The organism is Neoroseomonas alkaliterrae, from assembly GCF_014199195.1.
GTDB classification, from domain to species: Bacteria; Pseudomonadota; Alphaproteobacteria; order Acetobacterales; family Acetobacteraceae; genus Neoroseomonas; species Neoroseomonas alkaliterrae.
Map to the genome: position 1 here is coordinate 203,749 of NZ_JACIJE010000003.1, position 16,901 is coordinate 220,649.

The 16,901-nt window shown below is 73.2% G+C and carries 18 protein-coding genes; 14 read left to right on the top strand and 4 right to left on the bottom strand.

Annotated elements, in window-relative coordinates; genetic code table 11:
• Positions 1–23 precede the first annotated feature (23 nt).
• The gene (locus FHS88_RS07010) at positions 24–1,496 is read right to left on the bottom strand and encodes a leucyl aminopeptidase (RefSeq protein ID WP_184482903.1); all 1,473 of its coding nucleotides are present in this window, start codon (positions 1,494–1,496) and stop codon (positions 24–26) included.
• A 109-nt stretch (positions 1,497–1,605) separates the two neighbouring features.
• Between FHS88_RS07010 and cysQ the strand changes: the two genes are divergently transcribed.
• Both cysQ and FHS88_RS07020 read left to right on the top strand, forming a co-directional pair.
• A complete protein-coding gene (gene cysQ / locus FHS88_RS07015) occupies positions 1,606–2,376 on the top strand; it encodes a 3'(2'),5'-bisphosphate nucleotidase CysQ (RefSeq protein ID WP_184482906.1) in 771 nt (256 codons plus the stop codon).
• Complete coding sequence (locus tag FHS88_RS07020; RefSeq protein ID WP_184482909.1) at positions 2,373–3,344, top strand: L-threonylcarbamoyladenylate synthase; 972 nt, start codon at positions 2,373–2,375, stop codon at positions 3,342–3,344. Before cysQ ends, FHS88_RS07020 begins: the two co-directional genes overlap by 4 nt.
• 48 nt (positions 3,345–3,392) lie before the next feature.
• Here FHS88_RS07020 and FHS88_RS07025 read toward each other — a convergent pair whose 3' ends face one another.
• The 3 genes from FHS88_RS07025 to fabD form a co-directional block, all read right to left on the bottom strand.
• Complete coding sequence (locus FHS88_RS07025) at positions 3,393–4,355, bottom strand: alpha/beta fold hydrolase (protein ID WP_184482912.1); 963 nt, start codon at positions 4,353–4,355, stop codon at positions 3,393–3,395.
• 63 nt (positions 4,356–4,418) lie between these two features.
• Positions 4,419–5,159: a 3-oxoacyl-[acyl-carrier-protein] reductase gene (gene fabG / locus FHS88_RS07030; RefSeq protein ID WP_184482917.1), complete on the bottom strand. Its 741-nt coding sequence runs from the start codon at positions 5,157–5,159 to the stop codon at positions 4,419–4,421.
• 12 nt (positions 5,160–5,171) lie between these two features.
• Positions 5,172–6,131 carry an ACP S-malonyltransferase gene (fabD, locus tag FHS88_RS07035; RefSeq protein ID WP_184482920.1) on the bottom strand — a complete coding sequence of 320 codons (960 nt, stop codon included), beginning with the start codon at positions 6,129–6,131 and terminating at the stop codon, positions 5,172–5,174.
• A gap of 215 nt (positions 6,132–6,346) precedes the next feature.
• Here fabD and rpsF point away from each other — a divergent pair, with 215 nt between their 5' ends.
• The 12 genes from rpsF (at position 6,347) to FHS88_RS07095 (ending at position 16,883) form a co-directional block, all read left to right on the top strand.
• Complete coding sequence (gene rpsF, locus FHS88_RS07040) at positions 6,347–6,814, top strand: 30S ribosomal protein S6 (RefSeq protein ID WP_184482923.1); 468 nt, start codon at positions 6,347–6,349, stop codon at positions 6,812–6,814.
• A gap of 6 nt (positions 6,815–6,820) precedes the next feature.
• The gene (gene rpsR, locus FHS88_RS07045) at positions 6,821–7,099 is read left to right on the top strand and encodes a 30S ribosomal protein S18 (RefSeq protein WP_184482926.1); all 279 of its coding nucleotides are present in this window, start codon (positions 6,821–6,823) and stop codon (positions 7,097–7,099) included.
• A gap of 7 nt (positions 7,100–7,106) precedes the next feature.
• The gene (locus FHS88_RS07050) at positions 7,107–8,012 is read left to right on the top strand and encodes a DUF2232 domain-containing protein (protein WP_184482929.1); all 906 of its coding nucleotides are present in this window, start codon (positions 7,107–7,109) and stop codon (positions 8,010–8,012) included.
• Positions 8,009–8,578 carry a 50S ribosomal protein L9 gene (gene rplI, locus FHS88_RS07055; protein ID WP_184482932.1) on the top strand — a complete coding sequence of 190 codons (570 nt, stop codon included), beginning with the start codon at positions 8,009–8,011 and terminating at the stop codon, positions 8,576–8,578. The genes FHS88_RS07050 and rplI overlap by 4 nt, the downstream gene beginning before the upstream one ends.
• 147 nt (positions 8,579–8,725) lie before the next feature.
• Entirely contained in the window at positions 8,726–9,949 is a 1,224-nt protein-coding gene (locus FHS88_RS07060) for an SAM-dependent methyltransferase (RefSeq protein ID WP_184482934.1), read from the top strand.
• A gap of 121 nt (positions 9,950–10,070) precedes the next feature.
• Complete coding sequence (locus FHS88_RS07065) at positions 10,071–11,582, top strand: replicative DNA helicase (protein WP_184482937.1); 1,512 nt, start codon at positions 10,071–10,073, stop codon at positions 11,580–11,582.
• The gene (alr, locus tag FHS88_RS07070; protein WP_338146455.1) at positions 11,575–12,666 is read left to right on the top strand and encodes an alanine racemase; all 1,092 of its coding nucleotides are present in this window, start codon (positions 11,575–11,577) and stop codon (positions 12,664–12,666) included. The genes FHS88_RS07065 and alr overlap by 8 nt, the downstream gene beginning before the upstream one ends.
• 5 nt (positions 12,667–12,671) lie before the next feature.
• Positions 12,672–13,457: an MlaE family ABC transporter permease gene (locus FHS88_RS07075; RefSeq protein WP_184482940.1), complete on the top strand. Its 786-nt coding sequence runs from the start codon at positions 12,672–12,674 to the stop codon at positions 13,455–13,457.
• The gene (locus FHS88_RS07080; protein ID WP_184482943.1) at positions 13,454–14,230 is read left to right on the top strand and encodes an ABC transporter ATP-binding protein; all 777 of its coding nucleotides are present in this window, start codon (positions 13,454–13,456) and stop codon (positions 14,228–14,230) included. The genes FHS88_RS07075 and FHS88_RS07080 overlap by 4 nt, the downstream gene beginning before the upstream one ends.
• A 94-nt stretch (positions 14,231–14,324) precedes the next feature.
• Complete coding sequence (locus FHS88_RS07085) at positions 14,325–14,522, top strand: hypothetical protein (RefSeq protein WP_184482946.1); 198 nt, start codon at positions 14,325–14,327, stop codon at positions 14,520–14,522.
• Positions 14,522–15,916 carry an amidase gene (locus tag FHS88_RS07090; protein WP_184482948.1) on the top strand — a complete coding sequence of 465 codons (1,395 nt, stop codon included), beginning with the start codon at positions 14,522–14,524 and terminating at the stop codon, positions 15,914–15,916. The genes FHS88_RS07085 and FHS88_RS07090 overlap by 1 nt, the downstream gene beginning before the upstream one ends.
• An 82-nt stretch (positions 15,917–15,998) precedes the next feature.
• Complete coding sequence (locus FHS88_RS07095) at positions 15,999–16,883, top strand: TauD/TfdA dioxygenase family protein (protein ID WP_184482951.1); 885 nt, start codon at positions 15,999–16,001, stop codon at positions 16,881–16,883.
• Positions 16,884–16,901: the final 18 nt, after the last annotated feature.

Genomic DNA, 16,901 nt, shown 5'->3' on the forward strand with positions numbered 1-16,901 from the left:
GGGCGCGCGGCGCGGGCGGCGGCTCACCCCTCGTAGTGGTCGGCCACCAGCCGGTCGAGCATCCGCACCCCATAGGCGGTGGCGCCCTTCGGCACGGTGGGCTGGTCCTTGGTGGCCCAGGCGGTGCCGGCGATGTCGAGATGCGCCCACGGCTTGCCCTGCACGAAGCGCTGGATGAACTGCGCCGCGGTGATCGCGCCGCCGGGACGCCCGCCCACGTTCTTCATGTCCGCGATGTCGGACTTCAGTTGCTTGTCGTAGGCCTCGCCGAGCGGCATCCGCCAGGCCGCCTCGCCGACGGCCTTGCCCGCGGCCTCGATGCGCTGGGCGAGCGTGTCGTCGTTGCTGAACAGCCCGGCATGCTCGTGGCCGAGGGCGATGATGATGGCACCCGTCAGCGTGGCGAGGTCCACCATGAAGCGCGGGTCGTGCTTCTCGATGCAGTAGTGGATGACATCGGCCAGCACGAGCCGGCCCTCGGCGTCGGTGTTGATCACCTCGACCGTCTGGCCGGAGGCCGTGGTCACGACATCGCCCGGCCGCTGCGCGGTGCCCGACGGCATGTTCTCCACCAGCCCGACGATGCCGACCACGTCCGCGCGCGCCTTGCGCCCGGCGAGTGCCGCCATCAGGCCGATCACCGTGCCGGCGCCGGCCATGTCCCACTTCATGTCCTCCATCCCCGCCGCCGGCTTGATGGAGATGCCGCCGGTGTCGAAGGTGACACCCTTGCCGATGAAGGCGAGCGGCTTGCCCTTCTTGCCCTTGGGCGCGCCGGACCACTTCATCACCACCATGCGCGGCTCGTTGGCGCTGCCCTGCGCGACGCCGAGCAGCGCGCCGAAGCCGTGCTTCTTCATCTCCTTCGGGCCGAGGATCTCGACCTCGACGCCGAGCCTGGTCAGCGCCTTGCAGCGCTCGGCGCATTCGGCCGGGGTCAGGACGTTGGGCGGCTCGCTCACGAGGTCGCGGGTGAGGAAGACGCCGTCGGCCACCGCCTGCATCGGCGCGAAGGCGGCCTTGGCCTTGGCCACGTCGGAGGCGGCGACGGCCACGCGCTCGAGCTTCGGCTTGTCCTCCTCCTTCTCGGTGGTGCGGTAGCGGTCGAAGCGGTAGGCGCGCAGCCTCAGCCCCAGGGCGAGCGAGGCGGCGAGGCCGGGCGCGAGGCCCTCGGCGGCGATGGTGGCCTCGCGCTCCTGGGCGATGGCCGCGGCGATCGCCCCGCCGGCCGCCTCGGCGCCGGTCGCGGCGAGATCGGCCGCCTTGCCGAGCCCGACCGCGACGACCTTCGTGAAACCCGCGCCGGGCGCCCAGAGCGTCGCGCTCTGGCCCTTGCGGCCCTTGAACTTCGCCGCGTCGAGGCCGCGCGCGATCGCCCCGCCTGTCGCCTCGTCCGCCTGCTTGCCAAGGCCCGTGAGCGCGGCGTCCTCGGCGACGGGCAGCACGAGCGCGCCGGCGCGCGGCAGGGCGGGCTTGACGAAGGCGATGTCGGGCATGGGGACTCCGTGGCGGCAACCGTGTGACGGCGCACCTTACGCAGCGCACCGCCCCCCGGCCAGGGCCGGGGCTTGCCGGGCGCGCCTGAGGGGGCCACACCCGCGCCCCATGACCCATGACGACCTGCTCGCGCTCGCCGCCGACCTCGCCGGCAAGGCCGCCCATGCGATCAACGCCGTGCGCGCGGCGGGCTTCGCGGTGGAGCGCAAATCCGACCGCTCGCCGGTCACCGAGGCGGACCGCATCGCCGAGGCGCTGATCGTGGAAGGGTTGCGCGCCGCCGCGCCCGGCATCCCCGTGATCGCGGAGGAGGAGATCGAGGCCGGCACCGCGCCGGCCGATCCCGGGCGGCGCTTCTGGCTGGTGGACCCGCTCGACGGCACGCGGGAATTCGCCGCCGGGCGCGACAACTTCACGGTCAATATCGGCCTCGTGGAGGATGGCCGCGCGGTGCTCGGCGCCGTCGCCATCCCCGCAACGGAGGAGGTCTTCTGGGGCCGCCCCGGCGCCGGGGCCTTCAAGCGCGATGCCGCCGGCACCCGCGCCATCGCCGTGCGCCCCGCGCCGCCGGAGGGCCTCGTCGTGATGGGCAGCCACCACTACCGGGACGACCCGCGCATGGACCGCTTCCTCGCCGGGCGGCGCGTCGCGAAGGTGGTCAATATCGGCTCGGCCGAGAAGGTCTGCCGCGTCGCGGAGGGCACGGCCGACCTCTATCCGCGCTTCGGCCGGACCATGGAATGGGACACCGCCGGGCCGCAGGCCGTGCTCGAGGCCGCGGGCGGCAGCATCCGCCTGCTGGAAGGGGGCGGGCCGCTGACCTACGGCAAGCCGGGCTGGGCCAATCCCGGCTTCGTCTGCGAGGGCGGGCGGGCGTGACGCTGCTGCTCGGCCCGGGCGAGGTGGATCGCGCCGCAGCCCTGCTGCGCGCGGGCGAGCTCGTCGCCTTCCCGACCGAGACGGTCTATGGCCTCGGCGCCGATGCGCGGAACGGGCGGGCCGTCGCCGCGGTGTTCGAGGCCAAGGGCAGGCCGCACTTCAACCCGCTGATCTGCCATTTCCCCGATGCCGCGGCGGCCTTCGAGGAGGTCCTGGCGGACGAGCGCGCGCGGGCGCTGGCGGAACGCTTCTGGCCCGGGCCGCTGACGCTGGTGCTGCCGCGCCGCCCGGGGTGCCAGATCGACCTGCTGGCGGGCGCGGGCCTCGACACGCTCGCGGTGCGGGTGCCGGCGCATCCGCTGGCGCTCGCGCTGCTGCGCGCGGCCGCGGTGCCGGTGGCCGGGCCATCGGCCAACCGCTCGGGCCAGGTGAGCCCGACCACGGCGGAGCATGTGCTGGATGGGCTCGGCGGGCGCATCGCCGCGGTGCTCGATGGCGGGCCCTGCGCGGTGGGGGTGGAGAGCACCGTGCTCGACCTCGCGGCCGGAGGGGCGGCGCTGCTGCGGCCCGGCGGGGTGCCGGCCGAGGCGATCGAGGCCGTGATCGGCCGCGTCTCGCGGCCCGTGCCGCTCGCTGCCGCCGAAGCGACGCGCACGCTGCGCTCGCCGGGGATGATGCTCTCGCACTACGCGCCGTCGCTGCCGGTGCGGCTCGAGGCGCGGGATGTCGCGCCGGACGAGGCGCTGCTCGCCTTCGGCCCGGCCCTGCCTGGCGCGGGGGCGACCTGGCAGATGAGCGAAGCGCGCGACCTGCGCGAGGCGGCCGCGCGGCTGTTCGCCGGGCTGCGCTGGCTGGATGCGGAAGGGCGGCGGCGGGGGCTCAAACGCATCGCCGTGATGCCGGTCCCGGCGGAGGGGCTGGGCGCGGCGATCAACGACCGGCTGGAACGGGCGGCCGCGCCGCGCTGAGCGGCCAGCGGAGGGGCGCCGGCCGTCCGGGCCTCCGCAACCCGATGGTCACGCGTGGAGACCCCGCCGCGCCAGCCATTCCTGCACCAGCCCCGCCACTGCGTCACTGTTGCGGTCCATCATGATCATGTGGCTGTTGCCGGTGATGCCGATCGCGGGCAGGTCCACCACCTCCACCTGCCCGCCCGCCGCGCGCACCGCCTCGGCGAAGGCGAGGCCGCGGGCGCGGATCGCCGGCCAGCGCGGATCGCCTTCGATGTAGTCGCCGTAGATCATCAGCACCGGGATGTCGGCGAGCGCCGCCACCTTCCCGGCGAGGCCGGTCGAGGCGGGTTCCACCAGCACCAGCGCCCGCACCTTCTCCGGCCATTCCTGCGCCGCGCGCCAGGCGAAGAAGCCGCCCTGGCTGTGCGCCACCACGACGGAGGGCCCGATGCGGCCGAGCAGCGCGCCATAGGCCGCGAGGGTCAACTCGTCGGTGGTGGTGAAGCGCGGCACGCAGCCGCGGATGAAGTTGCGCCAGGACTGCGCATCGGCGGGGAACTGCTGGCCGGGGAAGACCCGCCCCTCCTGCGGCGTGCCGGGGCCGATGCGGAAGCGCTGCCAGGGATTCTCGACCGTCAGCGTGACCGGCACGCCGCCCGTCTCCTCCGGGATGCGCGTCCAGCCCGAACGGCCGCGTTCCACCGCGTCGCCGACCACCACCTCCCAGCCCTGGCGGAGGAAGAAATGCTGCCAGCCCTCGCGCCCGTCCGGCGTTGTCTCCCAGCAGGCGCCGGTCAGCCCGCCGCCGTGCCAGAGCATCAGCGGCACCGTGCCGCGCCTGGGCGCCGGTTCCATGACCTGCGCATACATCGCGCCGACCAGGTAGGTGCCGTTGGGGTCGAGGAGCGCCGGCGCGCTGCCGGGGGTGAACAGCACCTCGCGCGGCGGCTCTCCGGCCACGCGCACCTCCCGCCCGCCGACATGGAAGGAGCCCCAGCGGGCGAGGGCGACGGGCGGGTTGCTCATGCAGACGGGCACCTCGGGCAGGGGCGGGCGGGCCGGGCGGGAGCGGGGGCCTCCCGCGCTGCGTCAGATCATCGCCATCCCGCCATTGACGTGGATGGTCTGGCCAGTGATCCAGCCCGCCTCCTCGGACGCAAGGAAAACCACCGCCGCGGCGATGTCCTCGGGCGTGCCCATGCGCTGGGTCGGGATGCGGGCGAGCAGCGCGGCCTTCTGCTGCTCGTTCAGCGCATCGGTCATCGCGGTCTTCACGAAGCCCGGGGCGACCACGTTCACCGTCACGCCGCGCGTCGCGACTTCCTGCGCCAGAGACTTCGACATGCCGATCAGCCCCGCCTTGGCCGCGGCGTAGTTCGCCTGTCCCGCATTGCCGGTCACGCCGACGATCGAGGCGATGGAGACGATTCGCCCGTGGCGCTTCTTCATCATCCCGCGCAGGGCGGCGCGGGCGAGGCGGAAGGGCGCCGTCAGGTCCACCTCCAGCACCGCGTTCCAGTCGGCGTCGCCCATGCGCAGCGCCAGCATGTCGCGGGTGAAGCCGGCATTGTTCACCAGGATGTCGGGTCCGCCGGCCTCGGCCTCGATCTTCTCGACAAGCGCGGCGGGCGCGGCCGGATCGGCGAGGTCGGCCGGCGCGACGATCACGCGCGCCCCGCCCAGTGCCTCGGCCACGCGGGCGAGTTCCGCCTCGCGCCGCCCGGTGATGGCGACCGTCGCCCCCTGGCGGTGCAGGGCGGTGGCGATGGCCTCCCCGATTCCGCCGGTGGCGCCGGTGACGAGCGCGGTCTTGCCGGTCAGGTCGAACATGCGCGCGTCTCCTCAGAGCGACTTCAGAAAGGCTTCGACTTCGGCGGGCGTGCCGATGGACAGCGCCGTGGCCTCGGGGGCGTTGCGCTTCATCAGGCCGGTGAGCACCTTGCCCGCGCCCACCTCGACGAAGCGGTCGCAGCCCATCGCGGCCATGGCGGCGACGCATTCGCGCCAGCGCACCGTGCCGGTCACCTGCTTGACCAGCAGGTCGCGGATCCCGGCCGGGTCGGTCGCCTTGGCGGCGGTGACGTTGGCGACGACCGGCACGGCCGGGGCGCGCAGATCGGCCTTGGCGAGCGCCTCGGCCATCGCATCGGCGGCCGGGGCCATCAGCGCGCAGTGGAAGGGGGCGGAGACGGGCAGCAGCATCGCGCGCTTCACCCCGCGCTCCTTCGCCACCTCGATGGCGCGCTCGACCGCGGCCTTGGCGCCGGAGATCACCACCTGCCCGCCGCCATTGTCGTTGGCGGCCTCGACGACCTCGGCGCGGCCGGTCTCGGGGTCGGGGGCGGCGGCGGCGCAAATCTCGCGCGCGAGGTCGATCTCGGCACCCAGCAGCGCGGCCATGGCCCCGGTGCCGGGCGGGGTCGCCTTCTGCATCGCCTCCCCGCGCAGGCGCAGCAGGCGCGCGGCGGTGGCGATGTCGAAGGCGCCGGCGGCGGTGAGCGCGCTGTATTCGCCGAGCGAATGGCCGGCCACCAGCGCGACGCGCTCGGCGAGGCGGAAGCCGCCCTCGGCCTCGAGGGCGCGCACCACGGCCAGCGAATGGGCCATCAGCGCGGGCTGGGTATTGGCGGTCAGCGTCAGCTCCTCCTGCGGGCCTTCCCACATCAGCTTCGAGAGCTTCTGAGAGAGCGCGTCGTCCACCTCCTGGAAGACGTGGCGGGCGGCGGGGAAGGCGTCGGCGAGGTCGCGGCCCATGCCGACGGCCTGGCTGCCCTGGCCGGGAAAGACGAAGGCGATGGCCATGTCCTGCGGGTTCCGTTGGTTGTTTCGGCGTTCAGGGCGCGCGGGATGCGGCCCGCTCGCCCGCTTGTCAACCGCGGCGGGCCTTCGGGGTTGCTTTCGCTTGCCGCCCGTGCTTTACGCCGCCCTCCCCTGCCGGGTGCGAGGCACGCGCCCGGCTATGCCCGTTTGCGTGCCCCGTCCCGGGGCCAGGGCTGAGACAGCCACAGGGAGATCACATGCCGCTCTACGAATGCGTGTTCATCGCGCGCAACGATGTCACCCAGCAGCAGGTCGAGGCGATCGCCGATCAGGTCGCGGGCCTGGTCGCCGAAGGCGGCGGCGAGGTGAAGAAGCGCGAGTACTGGGGCCTGCGCGGCCTCGCCTACAAGATCAAGAAGAACCGCAAGGGGCACTACATGCTCCTCGGCATCGACGCGCCCGCCGCGGCGCTGCCGGAGGTCGAGCGCCAGCTCGGCCTGAACGAGGACGTGCTGCGCAGCCTGACCGTGCGCGTCGAGGCGATCGACGAGGCGCCCTCCGCGGTGCTCGCCAAGCGCGGCGACGACCGCGAGCGCGGCTTCCGCGGCCCCCGCCCGGCCGGCCGCTTCGGTTCCGGCCGCGGCCGCGAGCGCGGCGACGACCGCGAGGAATTCCGGGCCCGTCCGCGCGACGAGGCCGAGGGCCTTCAGGGCGGCGAGGAGTAAGCCATCATGTCCGACAGCATCGACCTCTCCCCGGCCGCCCGCCGCCCCGCCGTGGGCGCCCGCCGCCCGTTCTACCGGCGCAAGAAGTCCTGCCCCTTCTCCGGGCCGCAGGCGCCGAAGATCGACTACAAGGACGTCCGCCTGCTCTCCCGCTTCCTCAGCGAGCGCGGCAAGATCGTCCCGTCCCGCATCACGGCGGTCTCCGGCAAGAAGCAGCGCGAGCTGGCCCAGGCCATCAAGCGCGCCCGCTTCCTGGCCCTGCTGCCCTACGTGATCAACGACTGAGCAGGCCATGGGCGGGCTGCTGAGCAATCCGCGCTGGCTGGCGGGAGCGGCGGCGGGCCTTGCGGCCGCCGTGCTCTCGCTCTGGGCCATGCGCGGGCTGCCGCTCGGCTTCGCCGCCTTCTGGCTGACGCCGCTGCCGCTCTTCGGCGCCGGGCTCGGCTTCGGGCCGGGGGCGATGGCCGCGGCCGCGAGCCTCGCCGCGGCGATCCACCTCGCGGTGGCGGGCTTCCTGCCCACGGTCGTCTTCCTCGTCGCCTTCGCGGTGCCGGCGCTGCTGCTGGTCTCCCTCGGCTTCCGCCAGGGGCGGATCGACCCCGGGCTGCCGCTCGCGGTGCTCGGCATCTGGCCGGCGGTGGTCATCATCGGCTCGGCCGTCGCCTTCTCGGGCACGCCCGGCGGGCTCGAGGGCGCGATGCGCCAGGCGATCACCCAGGGACTGGCCCGCATGGGCACGGCGCCGGGGCAGATGCCGGTGGACGAGCTCGCGCAGGTGATGGCGGCCGCGCTCGGCTTCTGGTCGGCGGTCTCGCTCTCGGTCAACGGGGCGGCGGCGCAGTCGGCGCTGGCGCGCTCGGGCCTCGCGCTCGCGCCCACGCCGCGCTGGAGCGAGGTGCGCCTGCCCGGCTGGTACCCCGCCCTGCCCGGCGCGGGCGCGGCCTTCTGGCTCGCCTTCGGCGGCGAGGGCAACGTGGTCGCCCTCTCGGTCCTCCTGGTGCTGCTGCTGCCGGTCTTCCTGCAGGGCATCGCCGCGGTGCATCGCCGCTCGGCCGGGCGGCCGGGCCGCGGCTTCATGCTCGGCGCCTTCTACGCCGGGCTGGTCATCCTCAGCGTGCCGGCCGCGATCGCGGTGACGGCCTTCGGTTTCTACGAGCAATGGGGGCGGCGCACGAGCCCGCCCGGAGGCACGACATGATCGAACTCATCCTGATGCAGCGCGTGGACAAGCTCGGCCAGATGGGCGAGGTGGTGAAGGTCCGCCCCGGCTACGCGCGCAACTTCCTGCTGCCCAGCGGCAAGGCGATCCGCGCGACCAAGGCGAACCTCGAACGCTTCGAGGCCCAGCGCGCGCAGCTCGAGGCGCAGAACCTCAAGCGCCGCGAGGAGGCCGAGCGCGTCGCCGAGCGCGTGGCCGGCCTCTCGGTCGTCATCATCCGCCAGGCGGGCGAGAGCGGCGCGCTCTACGGCTCCGTCTCCACCCGCGACATCGCCGAGGCCTGCACCGCGGCGGGCCTCACCGTCGCGCGCGACCAGGTGCTGCTCGGCCAGCCGATCAAGGCGGTCGGCCTCGTGACCGTGCAGGTCGCGCTGCACCCGGAGGTCTCGATCCCGGTGGTGGTGAACGTCGCCCGTTCTCCGGAAGAAGCCGAGAAGCAGGCGCGCGGCGAGCGCGTGGAGGCCGAGGCCGAGGCGGAAGCCGCGAGCCTCGAGGCCGAGCTCGCCGCCGAACTGGCCGCCGGCCAGGCCGAGGCCGCGCGCTGAGCCGCCGGGCCGGGGCCGCGCCGCCCGGCGCGGGCCCGGCCTGCGGGCAGGGGGTGGCCCTGCCCTCGCGCCTGCGGGGCGCAACACGCCCCTTCCCTTGAAGATGCGTGGTTTGCGATGCTCCTCCCGCCAAAGGGAGGAGACCGCATGCTGCTCCACCTCGCGCTCAGGCGCCTGATCCGGCACGGCACGCTCACCGTGCGCTACCCTGACGGCACCGAACGCCGCTACGGCACCGGCGGCGAACCCGCTGCCGCCATGAGCATCCGCACCGCCCGCGCGCTGCGCGGCATGACCTTCAATCCCGCGCTGGCGCTGGGTGAAGGCTACATGGACGGGGAGATCGCGCCCGAGGGCTGCAGCCTCTTCGCGCTGCTCGACCTGCTGGTGATGAACCTCGAGGCCGGCGGCACGCATCCGGGCGAGCGCGTGATGGAGCTGTGGCGGATGGCGCGGCGCCGGCTCGACCAGCTCAACCCCGCGCGGCGGGCGCGGCGCAACGTCGCGCACCACTACGACCTGAACGGCCGGCTCTACGCGCTCTTCCTCGACCGGGACATGCAGTATTCCTGCGCGTATTTCCGCACCGGGCGGGAGAGCCTCGAGGAGGCGCAGGCGGCCAAGAAGCGCCACATCGCGGCCAAGCTGCTGCTCGACCGGCCGGGGCTCGAGGTGCTCGACATCGGCTGCGGCTGGGGGGGGATGGCGATCACGCTCGCGCGCGATCACGGCGCGCGCGTCACCGGCATCACCCTGTCGGAGGAACAGCTCGCCGCCGCGCGCCGGCGGGCGGCGGAGGCGGGCCTTTCCGGGCGCGTGCGCTTCGAGCTGATGGACTACCGCGCCTGGACGCGCCCCGTGGACCGCATCGTCTCGGTCGGCATGTTCGAGCATGTCGGCATCGACCACTACCGCCGCTTCTTCACGACCGTCCGCGCCGCGCTGAAGGAGGACGGCGTGGCGCTGATCCATGCCATCGGGCGCTCCGACGGGCCGGGGGCGACGAATCCCTGGCTCGCGAAATACATCTTCCCCGGCGGCTATTCGCCGGCGCTGTCGGAGGTGCTGCCGGCGGTCGAGAAGGCGCGGCTCTTCGTCACCGACATCGAGATCCTGCGCCTGCACTACGCGCGGACGCTGGCCGAGTGGCGCGCGCGCTTCGCGGGCAACCGCGACGCCATCGCGAGCCTCTACGACGAGCGCTTCTGCCGCATGTTCGAGTTCTACCTCGCCGGCTGCGAGCTCGCCTTCCGCCGCGGCGGGCACATGGTCTGGCAGATGCAGCTCGCCCGGCGGCAGGACGCGGTGCCGCTCACGCGCGACTACATCGCGGCCGCGGAGGCCCCGGGCCGGGTCGCGGAATCGGCGTAAGGCCGCCCCGGCGCCGTTCACCGCCGCGTGATGGCCGGCGCGCGCGGCGGCGGCGCATGATCCACAGGTTCCACAGCTTCCACACGGCGCGGGCGGGAGCGGAAGCGTCTAGACTGCGCCCATGTACGAGATCGAATCCGGCACGGGCGGCCTGCTCGGCCTGTCGCAGCGCCTGCCTCCCTCCAACCTCGCGGCGGAGCAGGCGCTGCTCGGCGCGCTGCTCGCCAACAACAAGGCCTATGAGCGCGTCTCGGAGTTCCTCGCGCCCGAGCACTTCGCCGACCCGGTCCATGGCCGGATCTACGAGGCGATCCAGCGGCGGATCGAGGCCGGCCAGCTCGCGGATGTCGTCACCCTGCGCGCCGAGTTCGAGCATTCCGGCCTGCTCGACGAGGTCGGCGGGCCGGCCTATCTCGCGCAGCTCCTCTCGGCCATGGTCGGCATCATCAATGCCGGGGAATACGGGCGCGTCATCCATGACGCCTGGCTGCGCCGCCAGCTCATCGACCTCGGGGAGGTGGTGGTCAACCGCGCCTTCGGGGCCGAGCCCGGGCTCGATGCGGCCGGCCAGCTCGAGGCGGCGGAGCAGGCACTGTTCGACCTCTCGAAGGACGGGGCCGGCGCCCAGGGCGGGCCGATCGCCTTCGAGCGCGCGCTGGTCGCGGCGGTCGAGATGGCCGCCAAGGCCTTCTCCACGCCGGGCGGCGTCTCCGGCCTGCCGACGGGTCTGCGCGACCTCGACGCCAAGATGGGCGGGCTGCACCCGTCCGACCTGCTGATCGTCGCGGGGCGGCCGGGCATGGGCAAGACCGCGCTCGCGACCAAGATCGCCTTCGGCGCGGCCAAGGCCATCCTGCGCGAGGCGCGCGAGACGGACCCGAACGCCGTGCCCAGGGGCGGTGTGGCCATCTTCTCGCTCGAAATGAGCGCCGACCAGCTCGCCACCCGCCTGCTGTCGGAGGAGGCGCGCATCTCCGGCGACCGCATCCGCCGCGGGGAGATCGGCCAGCGCGACTTCGACCGTTTCGTTGAGGTCAGCCGCGAGCTCGCCTCCCTGCCGATCTTCATCGACGACACGCCGGCCATCACCATCTCGGCGCTGCGCACGCGCTGCCGGCGGCTCAAGCGCACGCGCGGGCTCGACCTCGTGGTGGTGGACTACCTCCAGCTCATGCGCCCCGCGGCGGGAACGCGGGCGGAGAACCGCGTGCTAGAGATCTCGATGATCACCCAGGGGCTGAAGGCGATCGCGAAGGAGCTCTCGGTGCCGGTGATCGCGCTCTCGCAGCTCTCGCGCCAGGTCGAGAGCCGCGAGGACAAGCGGCCGCAGCTCTCCGACCTGCGCGAATCCGGCTCGATCGAGCAGGACGCCGACGTGGTGATGTTCGTCTATCGCGACGACTACTACCTCGCCCAGCGCGCGCCGAAGGAACTCGCCTACGACAACCCCGAGAAGTTCCACGAGGCGGTCGAGAAGTGGCAGAAGGACATGGAGCTGGCGCACAACAAGGCGGAGCTGATCATCGCCAAGCAGCGCCACGGCCCGACCGGGACCATCAAGCTGTTCTTCGAGGCCGAGTTCACGCGCTTCGGCGATCTCGACACCCATCACGACGAGTCCCAGCGTGGCTGAGCCGCTCTTCGGCCAGCCGCTGCTGACGGTGGATCTGGCCGCGATCGTGGCGAACTGGCGCGACCTCGCCGCGCGCGGCGCGCCCGGGGCGGTCGCGGCGGTGGTGAAGGCGGATGCCTACGGCCTCGGCATGGCGGCGGTCGCGCCGGCCCTGCGCGATGCCGGCTGCCGGCATTTCTTCGTCGCCTGCCTGACCGAGGGCCTCGCGCTGCGCGGCATCCTCGGCCCGCGGCCGATGATCGCGGTGCTCGAAGGCTTCCCGCCCGGCGCGGATGGCGATGCGGCGCTGGTGCCGGTGATGAACAGCCTCGCCGAGGTAGAGGCCCATGCCGCGGCGGGCCGCGCCTGCGGCGTGGCGCGGCGGGCGATCCTGCATGTGGACACGGGCATGGCGAGGCTCGGCCTCGATGCGCGGGAACTCGCCGCGCTCGCCGCCGATCACGCGATGCTGGCCGGGGTGGAGCTGCTCTACGTCATGACCCACCTCGCCTGCGCGGACGAGCCGGAGCATCCGCTCAACGCCCTGCAGGCCGAGCGCTTCGCAGCGGCCTGCGCGGCGCTGCCGCCCGCGCGGCGGTCCTTCGCCAATTCCTCGGGGCTGTTCCTCGGCCCCGGCTTCGCCTCCGACCTCGCGCGGCCGGGCTGCGCGCTCTATGGCATCAACCCGACGCCGCAGGCGGCGAACCCGATGCGCCAGGTGCTCCGGCTCGATGCACCGGTTCTGCAGGTGCGCGAGATTCCCGCCGGCGCCAGCGTCGGCTACGGCGCGAGCTGGACCGCCGCGCGGCCGTCGCGCATCGCCACGGTTGCGGCGGGCTACGCGGATGGCTACCTGAGAAGCCTCTCCGGCCGTGCGGTCGCGGCGTTCCGCGGCCAGCCGGTTCCTCTCGTTGCACGGGTGTCCATGGATCTCACCACCTTCGACGTCACCGACCTGCCCGGGATCTCCGCAGGTGACAGCCTGACGCTGATCGGCGGGCCGGGCTGCTCGCCCGACGAGGTGGCGGCGCGCGCGGGCACGATCGGCTACGAGATCCTCACCTCCCTCGGCTCGCGCTACGCCCGCCGCCATATCGGGGTCTGAGCGCCTTGGACCTCGTGCTGAACCCCGTCGCCGCGATCGGGCGCGCCGTGCTGGCAGCCTGCCGGACGGTGGGCGCGGTCGCGCTCTTCGCGCTCGAAGGCGTGTCGCACCTGCTGCGGCCGCCCTTCTACGGGCGCCTGTTCCTCAAGCACCTGGCCGAGATCGCCTACTTCTCCCTGCCCGTGGTGGCGCTCACCGCGGTGTTCACCGGCATGGTGCTGGCGCTGCAATCCTATACCGGCTTCGCGCGCTTCAACGCCGAGGGCGCGGTGGCGAACGTCGTGGTGCTCTCCATCACGCGCGAACTCGGGCCCGTGATCGCCTCGCTGATGGTGGCCGGGCGCATCGGCGCCTCCTTCGCGGCCGAGATCGGGACCATGCGCGTGACCGACCAGATCGACGCGCTGACGACGCTCTCCACCAATCCCATGAAGTATCTGGTCGCCCCGCGCCTGCTCGCGGGCCTGATCGCGATGCCCTTCCTGGTGCTGGTCGCCGACATCCTCGGCGTGATGGGCGGCTGGCTGATCGGCACCACCAAGCTCGGCTTCTCCTCGGGCGGCTACCTCAAGGCGACGATGGATTTCCTCGAGGTGATGGACGTGGTTTCGGGCCTCGTGAAGGCGGCGGTGTTCGGCTTCGTCATCACGCTGATGGGCTGCTGGTGCGGCTACACCAGCCGGGGCGGCGCGCAGGGCGTGGGTGCTGCGACCACCACGGCCGTGGTCGCCTCCTCGATCCTGATCCTCGCGCTCGACTACATCATCACCGAGATGTTCTTCGGCACATGAGCGGCGAGGTCCCGAAGATCCGCCTGCGCGGCCTCGCGAAGGCCTTCGGCGAGAAGAAGGTGCTCGACGGCGTGGACCTCGACATCCGCGCGGGCCACGGCATGGTCATCCTGGGCGGCTCGGGCTCGGGCAAGTCGGTCACGATCAAGTGCGTGCTCGGCCTCATCACGCCCGATGCCGGCCGCATCGAGGTGGATGGCCGCGACGTGCTCTCGATGAAGCGGCGCGAGCGCGAGGAACTGAACGACCGCATCGGCATGCTGTTCCAGAACGGCGCCCTGTTCGACAGCCTGCCGGTCTGGGAGAATGTCTGCTTCAAGCTGCTGGCGCAGAAGCGCATCACGCGCGCCAAGGCCCGCGACAAGGCGGCGGAGGTGCTGGCGCAGGTCGGGCTCGCCGCAAGCGTGGGGGACCTCTCCCCGGCCGAGCTTTCGGGCGGGATGCAGAAGCGCGTGGGCCTCGCCCGCGCCATCGCCGCGCAGCCGGACATCATCTTCTTCGACGAGCCCACCACCGGCCTCGACCCCATCATGGGCGCGGTGATCGACGGGCTGATCGTGGACGTGGTCAAGCGCCTCGGCGCGACCGCCGTCAGCATCACCCACGACATGGCGAGCGCGCGGCGCATTGGCGACGATGCCGCGATGCTGCACAAGGGCCGCATCGTCTGGACCGGCCCGGCATCCACGCTGGGCGCGACCGGCAATGCCATGGTGGACCAGTTCGCGCGCGGCGAGCGCGAAGGCCCCATCCAGATGGAGCTGCGCCGGTAGCAGCGGGGCGCTTGACCGCGCAGCGCCGCGGGTCCAGCCTGCGGGAAGGGGAGCAGGCGGTCGGCGCACGGCGGATCAAGGCCGGAGGCGCCGCGTGCCCATCCCCGACCCCGAGACCGAATTCGACATCGCCCTCGCCCGTGCCGGGCTGAGCCTGCCGCCCGAGCGGCGCGCGGCCATGTTCGAGGGCTTCCTCGCCTGGCGCGTCATGCGCGCGACGCTCGAGGAACCGCTGCCGCCCGCCACCGAGCCTGCCTTCGGGCTGCGCCAGAAGCGGACGCCGGGGCGGTGATGACGGGCGGCCCCGTCCCTTCGCTTGCCGAGGCCTCGCGCGCCATCGCGGCGGGCAGCCTCTCCCCGGTCGCGCTCACCGAGGCGGCGCTGGCGCGCATCGCCGCGCTCGATACTGCGCTGCATGCCTTCATCACCGTGGCGAAGGAGCGCGCGCTGGCCGCCGCGCGCGCGGCCGAGGCGGAGATCCGCGCCGGCCGGCGGCGCGGGCCGCTGCACGGCATCCCCTATGCGCTCAAGGACATCTATGACGCCGCGGGCCTGCCCACGACCTGCCATTCGCGGCTGATGCTGCAGACCATGGCGGGCGAGGACGCCGAGACGACACGCCGCCTCGAAGCCGCCGGCATGGTGCTGATCGGCAAGCTCTCGACGCATGAATTCGCGCGCGGCGGGCCGACCGACGAACTGCCCTTCCCGAATGCGCGAAACCCCTGGGATCCGGCGCGCTTCGCGGGCGGCTCGTCCTCCGGTTCCGGCGTCGCGGTGGCGGCGGGCATGGTCGGGCTCGCGCTCGGCAGCGACACGGCCGGTTCCATCCGGCTGCCGGCATCCTATTGCGGCATCGTGGGGCTGAAGCCGACCTACGGGCGCGTGAGCCGGCGCGGCGTCTTCCCGCTCTCCTTCACGCTCGACCATGCCGGGCCGCTCGCACGCACGGTCGAGGACTGCGCCCTGGCCATGCAGGCGCTGGCGGGCCATGACCCGCTCGACCCGGGTTCGGCGGAGGAGCCGGTGCCCGACTACCTCGCCGGCATCGCGGATGGCGTGGCGGGCATGACGATCGGGCGGGCGCGGGCCTTCGACATCGAGTCGGGCGTGGCGGAGGAGACGCTGGCGGCGCTCGACGCCGCCTGCGCGCTCCTGGAATCCCTCGGCGCGCGGGTGGTCGAGGTGACGCTGCCGGCGCGGCGGCGGACGGATGCCGTCGCGCAGACCATCCTGCTCGCCGAGGGCTTCGCCATCCATGCGGAATGGCTGCGCCACCGCGCGGCGGAATACGGCCGCGTCACGCGCGAGCGGCTGATGATGGGCGCCTTCGTCTCCGGCGCCGACTACGTCCAGGCGCAGCGGCTGCGCCGCCTCGTCACGGCCGAGGTGGATGCGGTGCTCGGTGCGTGCGACGCCATCCTCTGCGCCGGCAGCCCCGCCGCAGCACCGCTCGTCGAGGAGGTGGACGAAGGCCCCTTCCGCAAGGCGCACCCGATGACCAGCGCCTTCAACGCCACCGGGCATCCCGCCATCGTCCTGCCCTGCGGCTTCGGGGAGGGCGGGATGCCGCTTTCCCTCTCCTTCGTCGGCGCCGCCTTCGACGAGGCGCGCCTGTTCCGCATCGCCCATGCCTATGAACGCGCGGCGGGCTGGTGGGAGAGGCGCCCGCCGCTGCCCGCTTGACCGCGCGTGGCGGGCGGCGCGACGCTCTCGCGGGAAAGCCCGGCCGCCGGCCGCGGACCGGGCGCGAGGAAGGACGTCCGCCATGCCGCTCACGCTCAAGCCGCTGCATCCGCTCTTCGTCGCCGAGGCGACCGGCGTGGACCTCCGCGAGCCGCTCCCGCCCGGCATGGCCGAGGAGATCCACCGCGCGATGGACCGCTACGCGGTGCTGGTCTTCCCCGGCCAGGCGCTGGACGACGACCAGCAGATGGCATTCGGCCGCGCCCTCGGCCCGCTCGAGCCGACGCGCGCGGTGGTGGACGCCCACAAGCACCGGCTGAAGCACCGGGAGATGAACGACATCTCCAACCTCGACACCGACGGCTCGCTGCTGCCCGCCGACGACCGGCGGCGGATGTTCGCCCTGGGCAACCGGCTGTGGCACAGCGATTCCTCCTTCAAGGCGACGCCCGCGCTCTATTCCATGCTGCATGCGCGCGTGGTCCCGCCCGAGGGCGGGGAGACCGAGTTCGCCGACATGCGCGCCGCCTGGGACGCGCTGCCCGAGAGGACCAAGGCGAAGGTGAAGGACCTCGTCTGCTGGCATTCGTTGATCTACTCGCGCGCGCAGCTCGGCTTCGACGCCTACACCGAGGAGGAGAAGAAGGCCTTCGCCCCGGTGCCGCAGCGCCTGGTGCGGCGCCATCCGGGATCGGGGCGCGTCGCGCTCTACCTCTCCTCCCATATCGGCCGTGTCGAGGGCATGCCGGTGCCCGAAGGGATGGCGCTGATCCGCGACCTGATGGAGCACGCGACGCAGCGCGAGTTCGTCTATCGCCATCACTGGACGCAGCACGACCTGGTGATGTGGGACAATCGCTGCACGCTGCACCGCGCGCGGCCCTTCGAGGACACCACCTATCCGCGCGACATGCGCCGCGTGACGCTGCAGGACGTGGCGCCGACGCTCGAACAGGCGGCGGCCTGAGGGCCTGACGGGGAGGCG